This is a genomic window from Prevotella sp. P5-126 (assembly GCF_002251185.1).
Lineage (GTDB): Bacteria > Bacteroidota > Bacteroidia > Bacteroidales > Bacteroidaceae > Prevotella.
This window is the reverse complement of sequence record NZ_NPIZ01000080.1, coordinates 51,274-76,962: the sequence shown is the minus strand read 5'-3', so window position 1 is coordinate 76,962 and position 25,689 is coordinate 51,274. Positions and strand designations below refer to the sequence as shown.

Here is a 25,689-nt window from a genome sequence, read left to right as displayed (position 1 = left end):
TTGCTTTATTGTTGTTTCAACAGGTTCATGGGTTGTTGCAGTGGCAGAGCATCGGTTGTTTTCTCAGTATATTCTGTGAGTTTCAATGTGGCAGAAGCCTTGATGGTCTCTACATCAGTACCGATTTGGAAGGTATAAACGCCAGCATCAACTTTCCATTGGCATCCAGCTTCATCGTAGCTTGCCAAGTCGCGCTTGTCAATTTGCATGGTGAGGGTCTGACTCTCGCCTGGCTTCAACTCTTTGGTTTTGCCGAAAGCCTTCAACTCGCGAGTTGGTTTCTCATAGTTGCCTTTAGGTGCTTTCACATAGACCTGAGCCACCTGCTTACCAGCAACGTCACCCGTGTTTTTCACATTGATGCTCACATTGATGGTGTTGCCGTTGAGTTTCACTACCGGTTTGGTGAGTTCGAAAGTGGTGTAGCTCAGACCGAAACCGAAAGGATAAGCCACCCGCTTGTTGAATGTGTCGAAATAGCGGTAACCTACGTAGATATCTTCCTCGTGGTTCGTGTAATCCACATTCTTCACATGACCACTTCCCTCCATATTTTTATAGGTGTACATATCGTAGTCTTGTGGGAAATTGGCAGTTGAAGGATGGTCGGTGGCAGCGATGGGCCATGTCATGGTGAGGCGTCCAGAAGGATTTACCTTACCTGTAAGAATGTCAGCCACAGAGTTTCCACCCTCAATACCCGGTTGCCAAGCCACGAGAATGGCATCTACACGGTCGCGCCAACTGGCAGTTTCCATGACAGAACCAGAGTTGATGATGACAATAACCTTTTTGTTTTTAGCGTGGAAAGCATCTGAAACGCGGAAAATCATGTCTTGCTCGTCCTTGGTGAGATTAAACTCGCCGTTGATGTTGCGGTCCATTCCCTCGCCAGCTTGGCGTCCGATGGTGATAATAGCCGCATCAGCCAATGGTTCTTCATGGGCTACACAACGCTCAGTAATCTCTATTTCATCGTATTTGGGCTGTCCCTGATTGAGGAACCACATCATCGGATTCTTGTCAGCTTCAAGTTTTGCCTTGGCATACTTCACATAGCTCTGGTAAATCTCCGTCAGTTGTGGAGTGGTGTTGACGCCGATATTCTTCAGTCCTGTTACCATATCGACAGAATATCCTACGTTGACACAGCCGCTACCGAGGCCACCCGACATGAAGTTGTAGGAGCTGACACCAAACAGCGCTACTGTTTTCAGCGAACGTATAGGCAGTGTATTGTCGTTTTTCAGCAGTACCATACCCTCAGTGCTACTTTGTCTGGTGATGGCAGCATGAGCTTTGAGATCGGGTTCGCTACTGAATTTATAACCTTTGAAGCGTGGTGTTTTCACGATATACTCCAGCATGCGGCGTACATTGCGATCTACATCAGCCACATCGAGACGTCCGGCTTTCACTGCAGCCACGATATCTTCCACCTGAGCAGGGAATCCCGGCATCATCAAATCGTTGCCGGCAGCCACCTCTGTTTCTACGGGAAGGTCTTTGCGCTTGCCAATCCAGTCGGTTTCTACAATACCTTTATAGCCCCAATCCTCGCGGAGCACCTTGGTAAGGAGGTCTTTGCTGCCTTGTGCATAGTGTCCATTCACTTTGTTGTAAGCCGACATGATGGTCCAAGGATTGCTGCGGCGCACCACCATCTCAAATCCTTTCAGATAGAGTTCTCGCAGTGCACGTGGGCTGACGCGCTCATCCACACGGGTACGGTCAGTTTCTTGTGAGTTGGCAACATAGTGCTTTGCACTGACACCAACGCCTTGACTCTGCACACCTTTGACGAAGGCAGTACCGATGAGTCCCGTCACGATAGGATCTTCTGAATAGTATTCGAAGTTGCGTCCGCATAGCGGATTGCGGTGAAGGTTGAGGCCAGGACCCAGAATCACATCACATCCGTATTCCAGAGTCTCGTTGCCGATGGCTTGTCCCACCTGTTCTACGAGGTCGGTATTCCATGTGGAAGCGAGACAAGTGCCGATGGGGAATCCCGTAGCGAAATAGTTTTTACTATCGCCCTCACGGTGTGCATCGATATGTACGCCGGCAGGACCATCGCATTGTACTGTCGATGGAATGCCCAGTCGTGGTATGGCTACGGTGTAACCAGCCGCTCCAGGTACGAATTTCTTCTGGTGTCCCAACATGGCACCACTACCCACGAAGCCGTCGTTGCCGCCGCCTACCAGCAGTTGTGCCTTTTCTTCCAGCGTCATGGCTTTAACGATTTCGTCGATGTTGTTAGCAGTTAGTTTGGGCTGCGCCGTCATCGATGCAGCCGTCATGGCAATTGCAATACCTGTCATCAGTGTTCTTTTCTTCATAGATGTTATTGGAATTTTGGTTATTATCGTAATTGTTGTAGGTGTATATTGCCTACAAAATTACGATATTTCTGTCATATTCGCAAATTTCCGATAGTGTTTCCCTAAAAAATAAAATGTCCGCAGGGATGCTGCGGACATGATGTATGGTAGGAGGTTCCCGTATGTCTCTCTTATTCGTGGACGTAGATGTTCCATCCGAGATAGGTCTCGATGGCCTCTTGCAGAATATCAACAACATCGGTGCGACACATGGCAACGTGGTGTTCGAAACCGTTTTTGCAGATGTATTTCATCAGTTTTTGCAGGTTATCTACCTTTGTTACAGCGATGCAACCGTCCATTCCGTAGGGATCGTCGGTCAGTTCGCCCTTGCCCAGATAGGTTTTGATGCAGCCCTTGGTATCGTCGGTGGAAAGTCGGAAAAAGGTGAAGTCGCCCTTCGACACTTTCGCATAGACCGCACCAAAGGTGTTGATCTTGCCCAAGGTGCGTCCGAGCACACCGAGAGGACCGAGCCGGAGTTGGTCGTTGCCGATAAACGAGCGTGGGAAGTTACCGCAGTGGGTACATACACACTTATTGCGGTCGTCGGCAAAATTGTTGTTCCAGTCGAGCAGGGCAGGAGCTTGTCCTGATGCCAGACTGAGTGCATACATCGATACAGCGCCAGCCAAGTCTGTTTCGCAAGCCGCAGGAATGAGTTTGTCGCTGAGCATTGACATGGTGACGCACGCTGCACAACCATAATTCTGCTCCAGCGAATCCCAACACTGAATGGCAACAGCCTGCACATCGTTGTCAGCAATCCAGTTTTCCACTGCCACTCCAAACTTCACTTGCAGTGCCAGTTTGCTGTTGTAAGCCTCAGGCACTTCAGCATAGTGGCGTATGCGGTCGCACATGGCTTTGAATTTCGGGTCGTCATCGCTGATGCGTTGTGCCGCAAAGAGAATTTCCGAGAGGTCGGCAGGCACTACGGTAATGCCTGAACGCTGTAGGAGTTTCTCGCTGGCGCGGCATGTATTGAATCCTAAGGGACGTGTACCAATCTGTCCGATACGGCAGTGTCGCAGTCCGTTGACCACGCGGCAGATGGCAGCAAAGCGGTTGATGTCCTGTAAGAGTAGTGGACTGTAGATGGAATAAGTATGCAGCGAGGTGTCGGTAAAGGGGATGCCATACTGATAGAGGTTGTTGCAAACCGATATTTTACCGCAGAACGCATCGCGTCTGCTATCCAAATCCACTTTATCGTTATCATCGTCGCAGGCTTGAACCATGACGGGCACGTTGAGATCAGCATCGCTGATGGCATTGATGATACCGATTTCAAAACCGAAGTTTGGCAGTGAAACGATGATACCATCTATCTCGTCGCGGTGTTCGCGAAACTGTTTTGACACCTTCAGACCGTCTTCGCGTGTTTCAATGCTACTGCTTCCTGTGGGTGTAGCATCCTCTGGAAGGATGACATATTCATAACCATTGGCATCGAGAGTAGCCAGTAATTGTTTGCGAACATCGCGTGCCAGTTCTGAATTGAAGTATGCTCGTGTGCCAATAATCACTCCAAAGCATGTTTTTCCATTTCTCATATAGTAGTGGTTTTAGTTTAGTAATTCTTATTTGCAGAGTTGTCCGACAGCCTTTCGCCATTCGCCATAGAGTCTGTCGTGTTCTGTTGTGTGGTGAGGCAATACCGTGCGCGTCACTTTTCGTAGTGATGCGACCTTGTCGAAACTGTTCCACAGTTGGCGTGCAAACCCATTCATCACTACAGCTCCCAGTGCCGAAGCATCTTCCACCTCGGTGCAAACGATGGGAGTTCGCAGCATATCGGCTTGAAACTGCATGAGGAAAGCGTTTCTCGTAGGTCCACCATCGGCACATATCTCAGTGAGTGCGCCCCCCGTGGCTTGTGCCATAACGTCAGCCAAGTCCTTCACTTGATAGGCAATAGACTCAAGTGCTGCCCTCACCACATGGGCTTTTGTGGCAGCAAAGGTCAGTCCGAAGACCGCACCTTTCACTTGGCTGTTCCACCATGGAGCGCCCAAACCTGCAAAAGCCGGTACTATATAGACTCCGCCGTTATTATCTACCGATGTGGCGATGGCTTCCATTTCAGCCGGATGATCTACGAGTTGCAGTTGGTCAGCCATCCATTTGAGTGTGGCTCCTGTGCTGTAAATGTTTCCCTCGTAGCCATAGAAGGTGCGTCCCAATGCTGTGAATGCCACACTGGTGACGAGTCCTTGTGGTGCCGGCAACGGATTTTCTCCGATGTTGACCATCACGCTCGACCCTGTGCCATAGGTTACTTTTCCCTGTCCGGTATTGAAACACATCTGTCCCACCAGTGCACCGTGAGAGTCGCCGAGTACTCCTGCAATCTTGATGGGTGCAGTGAAGATGCCTTCCACGGTTGTTTCGCCATAACAAGCATCGCATGGGCGCACCTCCGCCATCATTGTTCGTGGAATATTGAACAGTCGGAGCAGTTCGTCGTCCCAGTCCATGGTATGGATATTGAATAGCATGGTGCGTGATGCGTTAGTATGATCGGTGGCAAATACCTTGCCTTGGGTGAGCCGCCACACGAGCCATGTGTCGATGGTTCCCATCAGCAAGAGTCCCGCTTCGGCTTGTTGCCGAGCCCCGTCGATATGGTCGAGCAACCATTTCACACCACTTGCCGAGAAGTTTGGATCGATGAGTAGTCCGCTGCGTTGCATCACCATCTCGGTCATGCCCCGTTGGCGCAGGTCGTTGCAACAGTCTATACCGCGTGTGTCCTGCCATACTACGGCATTGGCGATGGGGTGTCCGGTCGTTTTATTCCATACCACAGCCGTCTCTCGCTGATTGGTAATAGCAATAGAGTAGGTGTGTTGGCTGGTCTTTGCCTCGTCACCCACCAGTTGGTGGATAGCCTCTACCATGTTGCGGTATATTTCTTCGGCATCGTGTTCCACCCATCCTGTCTGTGGATAGTACTGTTGGTGATCCACGTTGGTGCGTGCCAACAGTCGGCACTGATCGTCGAACAGCAGTGCTTTGGTCGATGAAGTGCTTTGGTCGATGGCTATGATACGCTGGCTCATGATGGTTGTTATTTACGGATGAAATCGAGGGTTTTCTTCACTATGCCTGCGGCATCGAGTCCGTAGTGATGGAATATTTCGGTGTTGGAACCGTGTACTACGTTCTCGTCGGGAATGCCGATGATGCGCACCGGAACAGGATTTTCTGATAATGTTTCGCAGACCATGGCACCCAATCCACCATATTGGCTGTGTTCTTCAACGGTGATGATGCGTCCAGTCTCTGCAGCTGCGCGTCGAATGGCAGCTTCGTCGAATGGTTTCAGCCATGAGCAATCGAGCACACGGGCGCTGATGCCCTGTGCTTTGAGTTGCAGTCCAGCCTGCCAGGCATGATAGACAGTTTCGCCAGTGGCTATGATGGTGAGATCGGAACCATCGAGTACGGTGATGGCTTTGCCCACTTCAAAATCGAAATTATCGTCGGCATAGACGTCGGGCACAGCCGCACGTCCCACCCGTACATAACACGGTTGTTGGAAATCGACCAGTGTGTTGACCAGTTTGCGAGTCACTCGCCAGTCGCTGGGCAGACAAATGGTCATGCCAGGGAATGTGCGCAACACGGCAATATCGTGGAGCGAATGGTGGGTAGCACCGAGAGCACCGTATGCCACGCCGCCGCTAACACCGAGAATGGTCACAGGATTCTCGCTATACGCCAAATCCACTTTCACCTGTTCGAGTGATCGTGCCACATAGAAGCATGCCGGTCCGCAGCAGAATACCTTCTTTCCACTGTGTGCAAGTCCAGCCGAAATTCCCACGGCATCCTGTTCGGCGATGCCACATTCCACAAACTGTTGGGGCAATGCGGTAGCATAGTCGCCCAGTGTGACCGAACCACGTGCATCGGTGGTAACGGCTATAATATCTTTGTCCTTACGTGCCAGTTCGAGCAACGTATCGGTAAACATCTTTCTGCAAGCAATCATATCTGATGGTTTAATGCGTTAATTATATAGAAATCAACTCTTGAGGGCGTCTATACGCTGTTGTATTTCAGCCACAGCAGCCTCACACTGTTCGGCATTGAGCACGCCGTGGTGCCATTTGGCAATGCCCTCCATGAAGCTGACCCCCTTACCTTTCGTAGTGTCTGATACGAGGAGATGAGGCTTTCCGTTGTTATAGTCGATGTTGTCGAAGGTGCGTATGATGTCATCCATACTGTCACCGTTCATCAAAATGACGTCCCAACCGAAGGCAGTCCATCTGTCGTGGATATTGTCGATAGGCATTACATCCTCTGTGTTGCCACTGATCTGCAGGTGATTGCGGTCTATGATTGCCACGAGATTGTCGAGATGATAGCGATTGGCAGCCATTGCCGCCTCGTAGATAGACCCTTCGCCCTGTTCACCATCGCCCATCATGACATAGGTGCGCCATGGCTGTTGGTCCATTTTTGCAGCGATAGCCATGCCCACGCCGATGGACAGTCCATGGCCGAGTGCTCCTGAGTTGACCTCGATACCTGGTACTTCGATGGTGGGGTGACCACTGAGAATGGAACCGAATTGTCCTAAGGTGTCGAGAACTTCGGGTTTCAGATAGCCTTTAGCCTCCAGCGTGACATAAAGTGATTCCACGCAATGCCCCTTGCTGAGTACGAATCTGTCGCGTAGGGGTGCTTTCGGATCTTTTGGATTGAGTCCGTTCATGACATGGAAATAGAGTGCCGTCATCACGTTGAGGCATGACAGGTCGCCTCCAATATGTCCCGCTTTGGCGGCATACACCACCTCGACGAGTCGTTTGCGGTTTTGCTCGGCGATGAGTTGCAGTTGTTTTGTATCCATAATATTGTCTTAGTAGTTGCTTTATATAATGATGCACGAAAGGACGAAATGTAATCACTTGAAGGGGGAAAAACGACAAAAACGATGTCTTAGGGGCATCTTCAAGCCTTATATGTAAGATTTAGCGTGTTGCTTCAATGGTACTCTCGCTCGGAAATAAAAGAAAAATCGAATTTTTTCTTTGTATTTCTCTCACTTATTCGTACCTCTGGTGCTACGCGTCGAAGGTACTTGCGTTTGGAAATACAAAAGAAAATCGAATTTTTTCTTTGTATTTCTCTCACTTATTCGTACCTTTGATGCTACGCATCTTAGGTACTCTCGCTCGGAAATAAAAGAAAAATCGAATTTTTTCTTTGTATTTCTCTCGCTTATTCGTACCTTTGCAGTCTATATAAATAAGGCATAAGAAAACAGATAATATTATGGCAAAGAAAGCATTATTGATGATTCTCGACGGATGGGGAATCGGCAAACATGGTAAAGGTGACGTAATCTACAACACACCAACACCGTATCTTGACTATCTGACAGCCGTTTCGGCACACTCACAACTCGCTGCTTCGGGCGAAGATGTAGGTCTGCCCGACGGACAAATGGGTAACTCTGAGGTGGGACACCTCAATATCGGAGCAGGACGCGTGGTATATCAAGACCTCGTAAAGATTAACCGTGCATGCAAAGATGGCTCTATCATGGACAACGCACAGGTAAAGGCAGCTTATACCTATGCCAAGGAAAACGGTAAAAAGCTCCACCTCATGGGATTGACATCAAATGGCGGCGTACACTCAAGCCTCGATCATTTGTTTAAACTCATCGAAGTGGGAAAAGCATACGGACTGAAGAATCAGACCTTCATCCACTGCTTTATGGATGGTCGCGATACCGACCCGAAGAGCGGTAAGGGATTCATTGAGCAACTCACCAAGGTGTGTGCAGACAATGATGCTGCCATTGCCGACATCGTGGGACGCTTCTATGCCATGGACCGTGACAAGCGTTGGGAACGTGTGAAAGAGGCTTACGACCTGATTGTGAAGGGCGAAGGCAAACAGTCGGCTGACATGGTGGCTGCCATGCAGGAGTCATACGATGAGGGCGTGACCGACGAATTTATCAAACCTATCCACAACAGTTCAGTAAACGGTGTGATTGAAGAGGGCGATGTGGTTATCTTCATCAACTTCCGCAACGACCGCGCTAAGGAACTTACCGTTGTGCTCACCCAGCAGGATATGCCCGAACAGGGTATGCAGACCGTGAAGAATCTGCAATACTACTGCATGACTCCATACGATGCATCGTTCCAGGGTGTACACATCCTCTTCCCTAAAGAGAATGTGGAAGATACACTCGGCGAATATCTCTCTCGCCAAGGCAAGAAACAGTTGCACACTGCAGAGACAGAGAAGTATGCACACGTGACATTCTTCTTTAACGGCGGACGCGAGCAACCTTACGAAGGTGAGGACCGCATACTCGTGCCATCTCCTAAAGTGGCTACTTACGACCTCAAGCCAGAGATGAGTGCCTACGAGGTGAAGGATAAATTGGTGGCAGCCATCAATGAAAACAAGTATGATTTCATCGTGGTAAACTTCGCCAATGGCGACATGGTGGGTCATACCGGTGTTTACAACGCTATCGCTAAGGCAGTATGGGCTGTTGACCACTGCGTGAAAGACGTGATTGAGGCTGCTAAAGCCAACGACTACGAGGCTATCATTATTGCCGACCACGGTAATGCTGACAATGCTATCAACCCCGATGGCACACCAAACACAGCACACTCACTCAATCCCGTTCCATTCATCTATGTGACCAACAACAACAGCGCTACCGTGAAAGACGGTCGTCTGGCTGACGTTGCTCCATCTATCCTCCACATTATGGGACTGGAGAAGCCTGCCGATATGACGGGTGAAAACCTGATAGAAGACTAATCTATATCAAGTATAAAACATTCCGAAGAGTGCAAAGCCCTATGGGTTTTGTGCTCTTTGTCTTTTATAGATGATCCATTTGAAAGCCACATCGCTCTGCAAAGTAAATTGGTTTGCTGAGGAAAACAAATTGATTTGCTGAGCAATTCAAATTGATTTGCTGAGCAATTCAAATTGATTTGCTGAGCAAAGTAAATTGATTTGCTGGTCTGTATGACGTTTTTGATGTTGTAAAATGCAGTAGGAGAGTGATTTATATCATATCTTCAGACCATGAAAAATCGCGGTCTTTTCATGCTGCGAAATAAAAGCTTGTATATTAGCGAATTTTCAGCAACAGAAAAGTTGCTGACTGAAGCCCATCAACACCACGCACTGACGACCGTCACGGCGGTTGCGAGCATCGGAAAAGCGAGGCTGGCAGACTAAGAAACAAAGATGCTGATTTGGCATTATGAAATATTTTGCGTAACTTCGCAGCCAGAAATATACACCCTGACCGATGGGCTGAACAGGGACTGAAACGATAGGATGACATCTTGTCAGCACCACGATTCAACCGCACGACCTATCGGGCATAAATGCAGAACAAGCAATGAACGTAGAGATAGAACCATCATGGGCGCAACGGTTGAAGCCGGAATTTGACAAACCCTATTTTCAACAACTCACCCAAACGGTGCGCATGGAGTACAGCCAGTATTCATGTTTTCCACCAGGACGACTGATATTCAATGCCTTCAACCTTTGTCCGTTCGACAAAGTGAAGGTGGTCATTCTCGGCCAGGACCCGTATCACGAGCCAGGACAGGCTCATGGACTGAGCTTCTCGGTGCTCGACGGTGTGCGTTTCCCTCCCTCATTGCAGAATATCTTTAAGGAGATTCACGATGATTTGGGTACGGATATGCCTTTTTCGGGCGATTTGACGCGATGGGCACAACAGGGTGTGTTGCTGCTCAATGCCACACTTACCGTGCGTGCGCACCAAGCCAACAGCCATGCTGCCTTTGGTTGGCAACAGTTTACCGACGCTGCCATCCGTGCACTGGCTACCGAACGCGAGGGAGTGGTCTATATGTTGTGGGGCGGATTTGCACGCGGCAAGGCTTATATGATAGATAAGCAGCGCAATCTTGTATTGGAGTCTGTTCATCCTTCTCCACTTAGCGCCAACCGTGGCGGATGGTTCGGACAACATCAGTTCTCGCGTTGCAATGCCTATCTGACCGAACATGGACAGCAACCTATCGTATGGTAAACCCGAAAATAGATAAATGATGAAGATACCACCTATTATAGATATTGACGGCATACTGGTGTCGTCGGACATATTGACAGAGTGTTTTTGTTGCGACCTTGATGCCTGTAAGGGTATCTGTTGCGTGGAAGGTGATGCCGGTGCACCGGTCACTACCGATGAAGTGATGGCTATTGAGGACAGTCTCGATACCGTTTGGGAAGACCTTTCGGCATCGGCACAAGCCGTAATCGACCGTCAGGGGGTGGCTTACAGCGATCCCGATGGCGACTTGGTGACGAGTATCGTTGGTGGAAAAGACTGCGTGTTTACTTGTTACGACAACGGATGTTGCCTCTGTGCACTGGAACGTGCCTATCGTAATGGTAAGGCGAAATTCTGTAAACCCATCAGTTGTGCACTCTATCCCATTCGCGAGAAACGATTCTCCAGTGGGCTCGTAGGACTGAACTACAACCGTTGGGCGGTGTGTAAAGATGCGGTGAAGAAAGGAAACGAGTTGCAACTTCCTGTCTATCGTTTCCTCGAAGGCCCGTTGACACGTCGCTTTGGCGAAGCGTGGTATAAAGAACTCTGTGAAGTGGCACAGCAGTTGTTGGCTGCCGAATAGCATTCAGGTAGCCCATGCCACTTGTTGAAGGGAGCAGGTCGCTATGAACGGCGGTATTCCGATGGACTCATACCGACGTGCTCCTTGAAAAACTTTCCGAGAAACGACTGATTGGGAAAGTTCAATGCTTCAGCAATCTCCTTGATATTCATATTCGTATTCTTCAGCAACACGCGCAATTCGCGGGTCACATAACTGTTGATCCACTCGTAAGGCGTACGCTTGCTCACCTTTTTGATGGCTTCCGACAGATATTTCGGCGTGATGCAGAGTTGCTCTGCATACCAGCTGACACGGCGCTCGCTGCGGAAATTGGCTTCGAGCAAATGGATAAACTGTGTGAAGAGTTGGCTGCCGCGCAACACACGGTGCTCGGTTGGCTTGCGCGTGTGATAGACCAAGTCGCTCAAATCGTAGAACATGGCAAGTAGAAGGGTGGAGACTAACTTCTTGCGGTAATGGTGCCCCTTGTTCTCCAACTTACCCTTGATGAAGTTGTAGTAGTTGCTGAAGGTGGTCATCTCTGATTCAGTCAGGCTCACCACATGGTTGTTGAGCGAGAAAAGCAGCAACGACGACATGTCGGTGATGTCTTTCATAAACTCATAGTAGAAATCCTTGGACAGCATGATGCACTGCGCTTTGAGGTCTGCCGATGGCACAAAGCGCTCGACAATATGTCGGTCGGAAATCATGATGAGGTCGCCAGGATTGACTGTGACCTCTTGGGTGTCGATAGAACATACGGCATGACCCTCCTGACAAAGGGCTATCAGGATGAAGTTCATGCGCTTCGCCTCTTTCGGAATAGGCGCTTCGGCAATCTCTTCGCTCAACACAATGTCGTCGTCGAAGAAATGTATGTTCTGCCAATGCTTGGTATTCTGCAGGTTGGTTTCTACTATTTTTTGCTTTTCCATGTTGTTACAGTTTTTGTTTCACCGGCTTTCAGTGTCAGTACGGCTTGGTCTTGACCGTAAACCAATGTTACTTTGCCTGATGCTTTGGCGGTGACAGTCACCATGGTGGGGCGTCCTTCCTGCCAGGTCATTGTCACAACGTAGCCTCCGCGAGCGCAGAGTCCACTCACACTGCCGTTGCTCCAAGCTGAAGGTAAGGCAGGTAGCAACTCGATGGTTGCCTTGCCGCCCTCATAACTGCTTTGCACCAGCATCTCGGCAACACCGGCTGTTCCACCGAAGTTACCGTCAATCTGGAACGGGGGATGGGCATCGAACAGGTTGGGGTAGGTGCCGCCAGCATGGGGCAACGTAGAGTTGCGGTCTTCTTCAGAGCGCACAGGAGTGAGCAGCTTGCGATAGATGCGGTAAGCGCGCTCGCCATCGTGGAGACGTGCCCATAGGTTGATGCGCCAACCGGTGCTCCAACCTGTGGTTTCATCACCCTTCTGGATGAGCGTTTGGCGGCATGCTTCCTGCAAACGGGCATCTTGCAGATGGTGGCCGGGATAGAGGCCGATGAGATGTGACTGGTGGCGATGCTTCGGATCCTTATCGCGCCAGTCGTAATACCACTCGTTGAGATCGCCATCCTTACCGATGGTATAGGGGCGCAACTGGTTCAGGCGGCGCTGCATGGCCGACAGTTGCGATGATTTGGCACCAATGGTGCGAAGTGCCTCCATGAGGTTTACTTTCAGTTCGCGTATGATGGCGAGGTCGGCTGTGCCGCCGTAGCAGGTCACACCCATGTAGCCTTGGTCGGTGATATATTCGTTTTCGGGAGAAGTAGAAGGCGCTGTGATGAGTTGGCGCTTACCGGATTGCTTGGGATCTTCTATCAGCCAGGCATCGCAGAAATCGTGGGCACCCTCCATCAGTGGCAGGGCAATCTGGCGCAGATAGTTGCGGTCGCGAGTGAAGAGGTAACGCTCCCACAGGGTGTTGACGAGCCATGCACCACCCATGTTCCAACAGCTCCACATCGGACTCTCGCGGTTTTCTCCCACAGGATTGGTCATTGCCCATAAATCACTATTATGGCAGGCACACCAACCACGGTCGATGCCATAGAAATGGTGGGCGGTATGCTTGCCGTTTTCTGCCAGTGCTTGTATGAAAGCATCAAGCGGTTGCGCCATTTCTGCTAAGTTGGTGGTGAAGGCGGGCCAGTAGTTTTCCTCCAAATTGATGTTCATGGTGTAGTTGCTGCGCCATGGCGACCACAAATGTGGCGTCCACAGGCCTTGCAGATTGGCAGGTATGCCGGGCGTGCGCGAACTGCTGATGAGCAGATAGCGACCATATTGGAAGTAAAGCGTTTCGAGATAGGCATTGCCGCGAGGTGTGGGCAATGGTTTTCCATTGGCAGTTTTTCCATCGGCGGGAGGCAGTTGTGGCACTTGTGACCGCAACAGGCTATCGGTAGTGACGGTGGGTAGCTCGCCACCGAGGTTGAGTTTCACACGGTTGTAGTATTGCTGATAGTCGCTGACATGGGCGCTGCGCACTTGTTCGTAGTTGGTGTTGGCAGTGTGCCAAGCATCGTCGGCTGCCTTTTCTAAATAGGGCGCTCCGGCTGTGACGGGGTGGTTGCGGGGGCCGTTGTAGCTTGTGGCATTGACAAAATAGATGGTTGCTTCGCTGCCGTGACGCAGTGTCAGACCCTCACTGTCAGCTGTGACGGTGCCATCGGTCTCGCAGAGGCGCACAATGGTGCAAAAGTGGACACTCTCTTTTGCATCGCCAGTGGCATGACCAGTCATGGTGAGCTGTCCGCTCTGACTGGCTTTCACCTCATGAGGCAGTTGCGAACCGAGGGCAATACGGAAGTTGAGCGCTCCTTTCTCGCTGGCTGTCAGTCGGATGGCAATAGTGCGGTCGGGATTTGATGCGATATATTCGCGCGTAAAGGTCACGCCGTTACGGTCGAAACGGTCGGAGGCAATGGCTCGGTCGATATCGAGTGTGCGCTGATAACGCTTCACTTTGCCTTCGTTCCAATCGTAGAGATGAACCGTGGCAAGCGGCTGGTAGTGGGCTGAGTTATGGCCTTCCACATGCAACTGCAGGCTGTCGGCACGCTGATAATCCTCGGCAAAGAGGGCTTTGCGTATTTCGGGAATCCACTTGGAGGCACCTGCTCCTTCGTTGTGATCTACAGGACTGCCGGTCCAAAGCGTGATATCGTTGAGATAGAGAAGGCAGTCGTCGGTGCCGCCATATACTAATGCACCCATTTTACCATTACCGATAGGCAGCGATTCTTCGAAGAATTGTGCTGGACGGTTGTAGGTGAGGCGCATCGGGAGTTGTTGGGCTGAAGTGCTGATGGCTGTGAACAGCGACAGGAGCAATAGGATTTTTTTCATATTTACAGTCTTATTCAGGCGTAATTTTGATGTTGGTATAAGTTGTTATGTTAGTCTTTGACACATCTGTAATCTGTGTGATAGACCTCCAAAATGATAGACACGAGGGCGGACACCATTGCTGGTTCCGCCCTCGTGTTGATATGGTAGTTGGCCTTTATGCATCAATATTGGCATAGGTGGCGTTCTTCTCGATGAATTCGCGACGTGGTTCTACGTCGTCGCCCATAAGCATGGAGAAGATTTCGTCTGCCTCGGCGGCATTCTCGACAGTAACCTGTTTGAGCAAACGGTTGGCAGGATTCATTGTCGTCTCCCACAGTTGCTCGGCATTCATCTCACCAAGACCTTTGTAACGCTGTGTGTGCAGACTCTTATCGTCATCGCGACCATCCACGTATTTGTCGATGAAAGCCTGGCGCTGTTGGTCGGTATAGCAGTATTCTGATATCTTCTTGTAGGTGCACTTGTATAGTGGTGGAGTGGCAATATACAGGTGACCGCCCTGAATAATCTGGGGCATGAAACGATAGAACAATGTCATGATGAGGGTGTCGATGTGTGAACCATCGACGTCGGCATCGGTCATGATGATGATCTTGTCGTAGCGCAGCTTGTCGATATTGGCTTCACGGTCGCCTTCGCCTTCAACGCCAAAGCGTACACCGATACTCTGGATGATGTTCATCACTGATTCGGCTTCGAATACGCGATGCCACTGAACCTTCTCAACATTAAGGATCTTACCACGCAAAGGTAGGATGGCTTGGAAGTGACGGTCGCGACCTTGCTTGGCAGAACCACCGGCTGAGTCACCCTCGACAAGGAAGATTTCACACTCCTTTGGGTCTTTATTGGAACAGTCGGCAAGTTTGCCAGGGAGTCCACCACCCGTCATGGGGTTCTTGCGCTGTACACTTTCGCGGGCTTTGCGGGCTGCAATACGTGCTGTGGCAGCCAGAACAACCTTGTCGCAGATGAGCTTTGCCTCCTTGGGATGCTCCTCCAGATAGTTGCTCAATGCTTCGCCAACTGCCTGCTGAACGGCACCTGCTACTTCAGAGTTGCCCAACTTGGTCTTGGTCTGACCTTCAAACTGTGGTTCGGCTACCTTGATAGAGATAACAGCGGTAAGACCTTCGCGGAAATCCTCACCTGCAATTTCTATCTTTGCCTTCTCGATTTGCTTGGAAATCTGCGGATCGGCATCGGCATAAGCCTTCAGCGTGCGGGTCAATGCCATACGGAAACCTGTCAGGTGGGTACCACCTTCGATGGTATTGATATTGTTGACGTAGGAGTGAATGTTTTCGGTATAGTCGGTATTGTACATCACGGCAACCTCAATGGGGACTCCTTGCTTTTCGGTCTTCAGATAGATTACATCGTCGAAAAGGTGGGTGCGATGGCGATCAACGTAGCGCACAAACTCTTTCAAACCGTCTTTGGCATGGAATACTTCTTCCTTAGTCTTGCCTTCTTCGTCGGGACGCATGTCGCGCAACGTGATGGTGATACCGGCATTCAGATAAGCCAACTCGCGCATACGCTTGGCGATGATGTCATACTTGTAGATGGTGGTGGTAAAGATATTGGGATCGGGCCAGAACTGCTGGCGAGTTCCGGTCTTATCGGTGTCGCCCACAATCTTAACGTCGTAAAGGGGCTTGCCCTTCTCGTATTCCTGCTGGTAGATATGACCATTGCGGAACACCTGTGACATCATGTGGGTAGAAAGTGCATTCACACAACTTACACCTACACCATGCAGACCACCGCTGACTTTATAACTTCCCTTGTCGAACTTACCACCGGCGTGGAGCACGGTCATAACAACCTCAAGGGCCGATTTGTGCATTTTTTTGTGCTGGTCAACGGGGATACCACGACCGTTATCCTGCACGGTTATAGATTCATCTTCGTTGATCGTTACTTCAATATGTGTGCAATAGCCTGCCATCGCTTCGTCGATGGAGTTGTCAACGGTCTCGTTCACCAAATGGTGCAAACCCTTTTCACTGATATCGCCGATGTACATCGCTGGGCGTTTGCGCACGGCTTCAAGTCCCTCGAGCACTTGAATATTGCTCGCGGAATAGTTGCTTTCTTTCGTAATGTCTTCTGCCATTGTTATTTTAGAGCTATTATAGGTTGCAAAGATACAAAAAATCTGCGACTTATCAGAATCTTTTGCGCACAAAAATAACAAAGACCACATCCTTTTTGCAGAATGTGGTCTTTGGGAGAATATTCTTGGATTGTTTTTATCCGAGTTTGTTGATGTACTTGGTGAGGCTTGACTTCAAGTTAGCTGCCTTGTTCTTATGGATGATGTTGCGCTTTGCGAGCTTGTCCAGCATCTTCTGTACGCAAGGATACAGCTTGGTAGCTTCGTCCTTGTCGGTCATGGCACGCAGTTTGCGTACAGCGTTGCGCATGGTCTTTGCATAGTAGTGATTGTGCAGGGCTTTAACTTTGTCCTGACGGATTCTCTTAAGAGATGACTTGTGGTTTGCCATTGTTGTTGAATTGTTTAAAATTGATAATGTTGATTTAAAGCTTCTGGGTCTTGCGTTAAAATAACTGCCCTGGGCGGTCTCTATTAAGGATGTACCTAAAATAAAAACCTCCGTCACCTTTTCCCGATTATTATCAGTAGCGCATCGCTGCGCAGATGGCGGACTTAAATGTTGTAGTCCCTAGGAGAGTCGAACTCCTCTTTAGAGAATGAAAATCTCTCGTCCTAACCGATAGACGAAGGGACCATGCGTTTTCTTAGCGGGTGCAAAGGTACGGTATTTTTTTTATTCTGCAAAACTTTCTCGCAAAAAAATGCATTTTATTCGTGTTTTTTTTGTAATTTCGCCCTCATGATAGCAAAAACAGACGCAATAGTGCTGCATACCATTAAATATGGTGATAAGAAAATTATAGTCGATATGTTTACCAAAGAAATGGGTAGAATGGCGTTTGCCGTGACTGTAAGCAGCAAGAATACGGGAAAGATGAAGAAGCAGTATTTCCAACCGATGACTATGTTGGAACTGACTTGTGACCTCAGGCCTGGACAGCAGTTGCAACGACTGAAAGACGTGAGGTTGACGGCTCCGGCATCTTCCATTTGCCTCTGTGCTGATAAGTTAGCTATTGCGCTCTTTGTTGCTGAGTTCCTGTATTACAGTCTCCGATCGGAGCAACGCAATGTGACGCTCTATGATTATATTTGTGACTCATTGCAGTGGTTGGATGCTGCAAATGACGGTTATGCCAACTTCCATCTGACGTTTCTCATGCGCATTTCAAGATTTCTGGGTTTCTTTCCTAATCTTGAAGATTATCATGAAGGATGTGTGTTTGATATGAGAAACAGTTGTTTCTCTATGACGGTTCCTATGCATCACGACTTTATTGCGGCTGACGATGCGGCATTGTTGCAACAGTTGATGCGGATGAATTTTGCCACCATGCGGCTTTTCCGTATGTCGAGACATGAACGAAATCGTATTGCGGAAGTGCTCGTGGAATATTACAGAATACATATTCCGGGATTCCCTATGCTTAAGAGTCTTGAGGTGTTGCAACAATTGTTCGACTGATTGCTGGTGTGTGTCATGGGTTTAAACGAACTCTGACTGGTGTTGGATAGATGTTCGATAGGTGTTGATAGACGTTGTTGAAAATGTATCGAACATCTGTGTAATGACTTGTCAATTAAAAGATTAAGCAAGAAAGGTGCTTGGTGCTGACAAAATGAATGAGTTACGCGTGTGCGTATATGTACGTGTGTGCGCGCGTATATGATTAATGTGATGGTTATGGGATTTCGATAGCTTGGTTATTATACAATCGGCGGACACCCTTATCAACAAGGTGTCCGCCGATGGTTGTATATGATATGTGGTGTTATGCAAACACGATAGTTCCCTGTATGTCTTCCTTCGGAGTTTCATCAACAGTAGTGGGATGTCCGTTTGCCTGGTTGTGGATGTTTTCCAGTATCTCGCGTGTGCGCTTGTAGGTGGGACTTTGTTCTACTGCAGAGATGACATTCTCGTTATCGAGGTCTTCGGCATTAAAGCGATAGATATGCGGACGACGACGGTAGCGTGTCTTGTTGGGGGTGTCGTGATAGTATCGGTCTCGGCGATCTTCCTTCTTGGCTTGTGCTTCGATGGCATCGGCATCTTGTTGGGCGAAACGGTCTTTCATGTGGTCTTTCATGCCTTCCACTTTTTCTACACCAAAACCAGTGGCAAGGATAGTGACCTTTACCTTCTTTTCCAATTCAGGATTGATGGCAAGTCCCCACTTGATTTCAAAGTCGCTAAACTTCTCCATGAACTCGTTGACATCGCCCATTTCATCCATCATCAGGCCGTTGCCATTTTTTCCACCTGCGAATGTGATGTTGAGAAGAATCTTCTTGGAGTTGAAAACATCTTTCTCGTTGAGCAAAGGTGAGTTGATTGCGGCTTCGATGGCTTTCTTTACACGACCTTCGCCCTCACCGTAACCTGTTGACATGATGGCCACACCACCGTCTTTTAATACGGTCTTCACATCGTTGAAGTCAAGGTTGATCAGTCCATGCTCGGTGATAATCTCAGAAATGGACTTTGCTGCTATTGACAATGTGTCGTCGGCTTTTCCGAAAGCGTCCTGTACGGACAGGTCGGGATATATCTCGCGAAGGCGGTCATTGTTGATGACAAGCAGGGCATCAACATGCTTGGCCATTTCTTCTACGCCGTCGAGGGCTTGGTCTATCTTTTGCGTGCCTTCCCAACGGAAGGGAATTGTCACGATACCTACAGTCAGAATGTCCATCTCTTTGGAGATGCGTGCAATGACAGGTGCGGCACCTGTACCTGTACCACCGCCCATTCCGGCAGTGATGAATGCCATGCGGGTACCATCGTTGAGCATTTCTCGAATGTCATCTGCGCTCTCTTCGGCAGCCTTTCGGGCTTTTTCGGGTTTGTTGCCGGCACCGAGTCCTTCTTTGCCCAACTGCAGATGGACAGGGACGGGAGAGTCGTTGAGGGCTTGGTTGTCGGTGTTGCAGAGCACGAAGGTTACATCGTGGATGCCTTTCCGATACATGTGGTTGACTGCGTTGCCGCCTCCGCCACCTACACCGATGACCTTGATGATGCTGTTGCTCTTGTCTGGATCGCCAAAATCCAATATATTGTTTGTATTGTTTGTCTCGCTCATAATTCTTTGATTTTGTGGTTTAGTCTTCATCCTTGGTAAACTCCTGGCCGACTTTCTTCAGCCATCCCATCATCTTGCCGACAGGATTGTTCTTCTTGCGCTCTTCGGCTGCAGCACGGGCTTTTGCTTCTTCTGCCTCGCGATTTTTGTCTTCTTCCTGCTTCTTTCGCTTGGCTTCTTCTGCAAGGGCTCTTTCGTCTGCTGTGGGAACTACTCCAGGAGGAATCTCGCCGACTGTGCGTACTGGACGATGGATGCCTTGTGTGACAGTGGCGGTATGTTCGCCGGTGCTAAAGAGGTCGGTCTTGTTTGCGAGATCGCCACCGGCACAATTGATGTCTCCCTTTGCCAATATTCCAAGTACGGTATTCATTGTTCCGTCTTTGGCTGTTATCTCGGGCTGGTTGCCTGTGATGGTCATGTTGACGGTCTTAGCAATGCGAATCTTTTCGATATTGGTATAGGAACGGAATGCCTTTTCTATATTCTTCATCTTAGAACCGCCACCGGTGAGGATGATGCCACCCAGCAGTTTGTCGCAGTATTTGTCGGGTATCTGATACAATACATTGGCGATAATTTCTTCTATGCGACTTTCGACAATCTCGATAAACTTACTGCTTTCTACCTGACGGTCACTGTCGATGGGATATTTCTTCTCATTGTCGATTTCATTGGGATCAGTAAAGGCTGAGGCATATTTCAGCTTCATTTCCTCTGCATCGTTTTCTTCTATTGACAGGGATGCGATGTCCTTGGTGACATTGTTGCCGCCCAATGGGATGACTGCCAGATGGCGCAGCACATTTTGCCAATAGACACTAACTGTGGTGGTGTCGGCTCCAAGATCTACCAGGACGCAACCTGAACGCTTTTCTGCTTCGGTCAGTACTGCATCGGCAAGTGCAAGAGGGGCAAGGAATAGTTCGGCAACATTAATCTTAGCGGTCTTGAAGCAGAGGTTGAGATTATTGTTGAGGGTCTTGCGCTGAAGGATGTTCAAAAAGTTTCCTTCAATATGACTACAGGGAATGCCTACAGGATCAAGTTGGTTTTGTGTATCAACCTTGTATTCTTGTACTGCAACGTCGATGGTTTCCAAATCGGGATATTCCATATTGCGGTTGGAATCCAAAAGGTCGTTGACCATTGATTCCGTCACAATAGTATCTGCAGGCAAATCTTTAGTGATAACGTTATGTACTGAACGGATAGACTGCCCACCTACGCCGACATATACGCATTTGATGCTTGTCTTGAGTTGGGTTTCGAGCTTTTTGACAATGCTGTTTAGGCTTTTGGCTGTCTTGTCGATATTGTTCACATAACCTTTTCTGATGAACGAAGAGGAATCTTCTTTCACCACGGCCAGCACTTGTGTGCTGCCATCCAGGTTCTTCTTTCCTGCGATACCAGTCATCTTGGATGATCCTAGTTCGATTGCGACGATAAAATCTTTTGGCATCTCTATATCTATATTTTACGGTTTGCTTGTTTTGTTCTTTTTGCAGATAATCTGGTTGTTGAATTCCAGATTGATGTAGGAGTATTTATTCCAGCCAGCGACATTCAGGCCGTAACGGTAGAATTTCTCCAGACGTGTAAGTTTCTGGGGAATGTCGGTGGGTGGTCCCAGATAGACTATATGGTTGCCTACACGAGGCACCATCTCTATTGTTCCGTCATGCAATACGTTGAGTTGTTCTATCTGGTTGTTCCAGAAACGGTCATGCAACAGGTTCTCTCCGATAGGTGCTAAATATCTCTTTGCGTAATTCCTGTTGAAGTGACCTGTGGCAATGACGAGGTCGCTGGTGTAGTGCGTGTTGGGCATTACATTTCCCTTTTCATCGAGGTAATAGTCATCGCCATTCTCTGCTTTGATGCGCATGACAGGAAGACGCTGGTTGAGTAGAATGATGACTTTACCGCCTTGCGTCTTATAGCATTGTGCTTCCTTGACAAAAGGATTGAGTAACAGCGACTCTTCGATAGCACGCACGTTGACTTGCGACATGGGCTGCCCCTGTGGGTAGAGTTTATTGGCCTTCAGTTGCGATTCTATTTCTGACTCACCAAGGAATCCCTCCGCCATTCCGTCGGTGATGCGGATATCCACACGGGTGCATACTGCTTTCTGGTCTTGCGGTTCATTGAAAACCGTGATGGCCAGAAACAGATAGACAGCCAGAGCGATATCTATCACGATAATGGCGGATTTCTTCCAGTTGATGTTCATTACTTGCTGTTGACGTTGTTTATTATTGTTGTTTCTCTTTCAGTATCTTGGTGATTTGTGGCACTTGATTGTCAAGGTCACCGGCACCAAGCACGATGAGTACATCAAACGAATGGTCCTTGATGTATTGGAGCACATCTGATTTGGCTATCATGTGCTTCTCTATTCCAGGACGCAGGTTGTCGTAGATGAGTTGTGAAGTCACACCTTCGATAGGTTGTTCACGTGCAGGATATATCTCGGTGAGAATGACTTCATCCAAAAGACTCAGCGCATTGGCGAAGTCCTTATAGAAATCTCTTGTGCGAGTGTAAAGGTGCGGCTGGAAGATTGCAGTAATCTTACGGTCGCTATAGAGTTCGCGAATGCTCTTGGCACTCTGATAAATCTCTTTAGGATGGTGGGCATAGTCGCTGAGGAATACTATCTTGTCGTTCTTCAACTTAAAGTCGAAACGACGTTCTACACCACCATAGGTCTGCATGCCGTAGCGCAGTTCTTCGGCTGTACAACCTGAGAGCTGTGCCATGGCCATGGCTGCCACACCATTTTCGATATTGATGGGCACGGGTTGTCCCAATTGTACATCCTTCACACATTCGATGGGTGATATGAAGTCGAAGGTGATTTCGCCGTTGGCGATACGAATATTTTCTGCATGGAAGTCACCTTCATGAAGGGAATAATCGTACCGGTTTACACCTTCTTGCAGGTTTTCCTTCATCTCAAGGTCGCGATGGATGATGAGATTGCCACCTGGCTGTATCAGTTCGGTATAATGGCGGAAACTCTCAAGATAGGCTTCCTTAGTGCCGTAGATATCCAAATGGTCAGGGTCGGTAGCGGTGATGACTGTCATCCATGGACTGAGCCAATGGAATGAACGGTCGAACTCATCGGCTTCTATTACCACATAATCGGAATTGGAAAGAATGTAATTGGTGCCATAGTTCTTGGAGATACCACCCAAGAAGGCATTGCAGTCCAAATGGCTCTGATGCATGATATGTGCACACATGGTAGATGTGGTGGTCTTACCATGAGTACCTGCCACACAGAGGCCTTTGTGTTCACGAGTCAATGTACCGAGCACTTGTGCACGCTTTTCTACTTCAAAACCGTTTTGACGGAAATATTGCAGTTCCTGATGGTCGGAAGGTATGGCTGGTGTGTAGATTACTAGACATGTCTGTGGTTGCTTGCAGGCATGGGGAATCTCGTCGATATTTTCTTCGTAATGAATGAGCATGCCTTCACGTTCCAATTGTAGAGTTAAGGCACTTGGGGTTTTGTCGTAGCCGGCAACAACCAATCCACGATGTATGAAATAACGGGCGATGGCGCTCATGCCTATGCCACCAGCTCCGATGAAATATACAGCTTTGATGTCTTTAATTTCCATTGTTTGCTAATCTTATCACTTCTTTGGCGATGATTTCTGCCGAATCGGGCAGTGCGAGTTTTAATATATTCTCTTTAAGCGATGTGAGCTTGGCATTGTTGCCTACTGTCTCGATGGCCAAAGGCAAGAGCTTGGTTGCTGCTTCGGCATCTTTTACATAGAGTGCCGCATCGGCATCTACCAGTGCCATGGCATTTTTAGTCTGGTGGTCTTCGGCTACATTCGGGCTGGGGACGAGAATGACGGGCTTGCCGATGAGGCAGAATTCAGAGATGCTGCTTGCTCCGGCACGGCTGATGACGAGGTCGGCTGCTTTGTAAGCTACTCCCATATCGCTGATGAAGTCGGTAACGATGAGATTGTCAGGCCTAACGTCATGAGCTAACTGATCCATAATGGCGGCATGATAGTATTTACCTGTTTGCCAGATAAACTGTACGTCGCTCTTGCGAATGAGGTCGAGATGCTGCATCACACTATCGTTGATGGTGCGTGCACCCAAGCTACCACCTACCAACAGAATAGTTTTACGGTTGGCATCCAAACCGAATGAACGTACGGCATCTTCGTGAGATGTCGTAGTGTCGAGTAGAGACTGGCGCACGGGATTGCCCGTCTTCACAATCTTGTCGGCTGGGAAGAAACGTTCCATGTGGTCATATGCTACACAAATTTTCTCGGCTTTCTTGGCGAGAAGTTTGTTGGTAACACCAGCATACGAGTTCTGTTCTTGAATAAGACAGGGAATGCCCATAGCAGCAGCCTTGTTGAGGGTAGGGCCACTGGCATATCCACCAACTCCTACAGCTACTTGCGGTTTGAAGTCGTTTATGATGTGCTTGGCCATGCGCTGGCTCTTCCATATTTTGTAGAGCACCTTGAAATTCTTTAGTAGATGCTTACGGTCAAAACCGCAGATGGGAAGACCCTTGATGTCGTAGCCTGCAGCAGGCACACGTTGCATCTCCATGCGTCCTAATGCTCCTACAAATAGAATTTTTGCATCTGGACGTAATGTCTTTAAAGCGTTAGCTATGGACACGGCAGGAAAAATGTGTCCTCCCGTTCCGCCGCCGCTGATTATAACTCTAAGCTCTTTACTCATACCTTATATATAGTATTTTGCAAAATTACAACTTTATTTCGTCATTGCCGAATTCTCGTTGCATTTTTTATCAACATTCTTGTCTTTCTTGATTTTAGCCGTACGGCTGACGCTGAGGATGACACCAATATAAGCGCAGTTGATGACCGTTGACGAACCACCTTTTGATACCAATGGTAACGGTTGGCCTGTGACAGGTCCCAGACCTACTGCCACAGCCATGTTGGCTATGGCTTGTACTACGAGCAATAAGGTGAGTCCCATGACGAGAAATGCAGGAAAATAGTTCTCACATCGGTTGGCAATGCGGATGCCACGATAAAGCAATACCGTATAGAGGAAAATGACGCCAATAGCTCCGAACAATCCCAATTCTTCAATAATGATGGCAAAGATGAAATCAGAATATGCCTGTGGTAGGTAGTCGCGCTCTACCGATTTTCCAGGTCCGATGCCGATGATATTGCTGGTGGCAATAGCTATGTTGGCGTGTGCTACCTGGGCATCCTTACCTTGTATATCGAAGTCTTTTGGGGCTACGTCTGGTTTATTGAAACTCAGAATACGTCCTTTCCAAGTATCAGCACGGTGGAGAATCTTGTCGGCAAAATTTTTCTTTCTTGGGGCTTCTACTTTTTCGGTCTTGGCCTTACTCTCCATGGTAGGTTCTTCCTGATGTCCCGCAACCATGACGAAAGTAAGAACAGCAACTCCCAGACTGGCGCAAAAAGCAAAGAGACGGAACAGTTGTCTCCATGGTACTCGACCGATTATCATCATCAAAGCTACAACGAAAAAGAGCAACATGGCTGTTGAAAGGTTCTCAAGACCAATCAGAATACATATGCTAACGGTATAGAACATGATGTATTTGAAGGCTTTGAGATCGGCCCTGTCTTCTCGTTGCATGACTGCCAGTACTTGTGCAGTTGCAAGCACTACCGTTCCTTTTGCCAGTTCGGATGGCTGGAACGACAGTCCTATGATATTGAGACTTCGATTTGCTCCGTTGATGGTTTCTCCGCCAACTAATACAACAATCAGCAATAATGCGCTTAGGAATAATAGCGGTACTATCATCAGTTTGAAATAACGACAAGGTATAAGTGGCATGACGAGTGCAACAGCAAAGCCAGCGATGATGGTTCCTGCATGAAACACGATAGGGCCGATGTAGTTCTGACTTCTGTAGGTTTGTTGACTTGAAGCCGAGAAAACTTCGACGATACTGACCATGCAGAGGAAGAAGAAGACCATCCAGATGACCTTGTCGCCTTTGAAGATATTGCTGATCTTAAAGTTCATTGCTTTTGTTGTTGATATA

The 25,689-nt window shown here is 48.6% G+C and carries 19 protein-coding genes and 1 tRNA gene; 4 read left to right on the top strand and 16 right to left on the bottom strand.

The genetic code is table 11. From position 1 onward, the window contains the following. Window positions 1-5 precede the first annotated feature (5 nt). The 5 genes from CIK90_RS09385 to CIK90_RS09365 all read right to left on the bottom strand — a co-directional run bounded on the left by CIK90_RS09385 (window position 6) and on the right by CIK90_RS09365 (window position 7,254). Window positions 6-2,345: a glycoside hydrolase family 3 protein gene (locus CIK90_RS09385; RefSeq protein WP_094465066.1), complete on the bottom strand. Its 2,340-nt coding sequence runs from the start codon at window positions 2,343-2,345 to the stop codon at window positions 6-8. A 173-nt stretch (window positions 2,346-2,518) separates the two neighbouring features. Then, entirely contained in the window at window positions 2,519-3,943 is a 1,425-nt protein-coding gene (locus CIK90_RS09380) for an L-fucose/L-arabinose isomerase family protein (RefSeq protein WP_094391725.1), read from the bottom strand. A 27-nt stretch (window positions 3,944-3,970) separates the two neighbouring features. Further along, a complete protein-coding gene (locus CIK90_RS09375; protein ID WP_094391726.1) occupies window positions 3,971-5,452 on the bottom strand; it encodes a glycerol kinase GlpK in 1,482 nt (493 codons plus the stop codon). Window positions 5,453-5,460: 8 nt separating this feature from the next. After that, a complete protein-coding gene (locus CIK90_RS09370) occupies window positions 5,461-6,387 on the bottom strand; it encodes a transketolase family protein (protein ID WP_094447216.1) in 927 nt (308 codons plus the stop codon). 33 nt (window positions 6,388-6,420) lie between these two features. After that, a complete protein-coding gene (locus CIK90_RS09365; RefSeq protein WP_094391728.1) occupies window positions 6,421-7,254 on the bottom strand; it encodes a transketolase in 834 nt (277 codons plus the stop codon). Between the two features lie 425 nt (window positions 7,255-7,679). Here CIK90_RS09365 and gpmI point away from each other — a divergent pair, with 425 nt between their 5' ends. The 3 genes from gpmI to CIK90_RS09350 all read left to right on the top strand — a co-directional run bounded on the left by gpmI (window position 7,680) and on the right by CIK90_RS09350 (window position 11,071). After that, window positions 7,680-9,200: a 2,3-bisphosphoglycerate-independent phosphoglycerate mutase gene (gene gpmI, locus CIK90_RS09360; protein ID WP_094391729.1), complete on the top strand. Its 1,521-nt coding sequence runs from the start codon at window positions 7,680-7,682 to the stop codon at window positions 9,198-9,200. 595 nt (window positions 9,201-9,795) lie between these two features. Beyond that, window positions 9,796-10,461, top strand: coding sequence for a uracil-DNA glycosylase (locus tag CIK90_RS09355; RefSeq protein ID WP_094391730.1), 666 nt, complete (start codon window positions 9,796-9,798; stop codon window positions 10,459-10,461). Between the two features lie 16 nt (window positions 10,462-10,477). Further along, window positions 10,478-11,071, top strand: coding sequence for a DUF3109 family protein (locus CIK90_RS09350; protein ID WP_094391731.1), 594 nt, complete (start codon window positions 10,478-10,480; stop codon window positions 11,069-11,071). Window positions 11,072-11,112: 41 nt separating this feature from the next. Here the strand turns inward: CIK90_RS09350 and CIK90_RS09345 are convergent, their stop codons facing one another. The 5 genes from CIK90_RS09345 to CIK90_RS14230 form a co-directional block, all read right to left on the bottom strand. Beyond that, window positions 11,113-11,991 (bottom strand): helix-turn-helix domain-containing protein, encoded by an 879-nt coding sequence (locus tag CIK90_RS09345; RefSeq protein WP_094391732.1) that lies wholly within the window; start codon window positions 11,989-11,991, stop codon window positions 11,113-11,115. Then, window positions 11,973-14,402, bottom strand: a complete 2,430-nt coding sequence (locus CIK90_RS09340) for a glycoside hydrolase N-terminal domain-containing protein (protein WP_094465064.1) — start codon at window positions 14,400-14,402, stop codon at window positions 11,973-11,975. Before CIK90_RS09340 ends, CIK90_RS09345 begins: the two co-directional genes overlap by 19 nt. Before the next feature lie 157 nt (window positions 14,403-14,559). Next, entirely contained in the window at window positions 14,560-16,530 is a 1,971-nt protein-coding gene (gene gyrB / locus CIK90_RS09335; protein ID WP_094391734.1) for a DNA topoisomerase (ATP-hydrolyzing) subunit B, read from the bottom strand. Between the two features lie 136 nt (window positions 16,531-16,666). Then, window positions 16,667-16,921 carry a 30S ribosomal protein S20 gene (gene rpsT / locus CIK90_RS09330; RefSeq protein WP_094434657.1) on the bottom strand — a complete coding sequence of 85 codons (255 nt, stop codon included), beginning with the start codon at window positions 16,919-16,921 and terminating at the stop codon, window positions 16,667-16,669. A gap of 174 nt (window positions 16,922-17,095) precedes the next feature. Next, a tRNA-Glu gene (locus tag CIK90_RS14230) sits at window positions 17,096-17,167 on the bottom strand. A gap of 105 nt (window positions 17,168-17,272) precedes the next feature. On the opposite strand from CIK90_RS14230, the gene recO reads away from it, so the two are divergent. After that, window positions 17,273-17,998 (top strand): DNA repair protein RecO, encoded by a 726-nt coding sequence (gene recO, locus CIK90_RS09325; protein WP_094391736.1) that lies wholly within the window; start codon window positions 17,273-17,275, stop codon window positions 17,996-17,998. A gap of 307 nt (window positions 17,999-18,305) precedes the next feature. On the opposite strand, the gene ftsZ is transcribed toward recO, so the two are convergent. Genes ftsZ through CIK90_RS09295 form a run of 6 tightly spaced genes read right to left on the bottom strand, consistent with a single transcriptional unit; the run spans window position 18,306 to window position 25,670 of the window. Beyond that, on the bottom strand, window positions 18,306-19,619 hold the full coding sequence (ftsZ, locus tag CIK90_RS09320) for a cell division protein FtsZ (protein WP_094465083.1): 1,314 nt from the start codon (window positions 19,617-19,619) through the stop codon (window positions 18,306-18,308). A 19-nt stretch (window positions 19,620-19,638) separates the two neighbouring features. Next, complete coding sequence (gene ftsA, locus CIK90_RS09315; RefSeq protein WP_094447219.1) at window positions 19,639-21,084, bottom strand: cell division protein FtsA; 1,446 nt, start codon at window positions 21,082-21,084, stop codon at window positions 19,639-19,641. A gap of 15 nt (window positions 21,085-21,099) precedes the next feature. Further along, window positions 21,100-21,858: a cell division protein FtsQ/DivIB gene (locus CIK90_RS09310; RefSeq protein ID WP_094391738.1), complete on the bottom strand. Its 759-nt coding sequence runs from the start codon at window positions 21,856-21,858 to the stop codon at window positions 21,100-21,102. Between the two features lie 22 nt (window positions 21,859-21,880). Further along, on the bottom strand, window positions 21,881-23,260 hold the full coding sequence (gene murC, locus CIK90_RS09305; protein WP_094391739.1) for a UDP-N-acetylmuramate--L-alanine ligase: 1,380 nt from the start codon (window positions 23,258-23,260) through the stop codon (window positions 21,881-21,883). After that, complete coding sequence (murG, locus tag CIK90_RS09300; protein WP_094434651.1) at window positions 23,250-24,365, bottom strand: undecaprenyldiphospho-muramoylpentapeptide beta-N-acetylglucosaminyltransferase; 1,116 nt, start codon at window positions 24,363-24,365, stop codon at window positions 23,250-23,252. The genes murC and murG overlap by 11 nt, the downstream gene beginning before the upstream one ends. A gap of 33 nt (window positions 24,366-24,398) precedes the next feature. Beyond that, window positions 24,399-25,670, bottom strand: a complete 1,272-nt coding sequence (locus CIK90_RS09295) for an FtsW/RodA/SpoVE family cell cycle protein (protein ID WP_094465062.1) — start codon at window positions 25,668-25,670, stop codon at window positions 24,399-24,401. Window positions 25,671-25,689 lie beyond the last annotated feature (19 nt).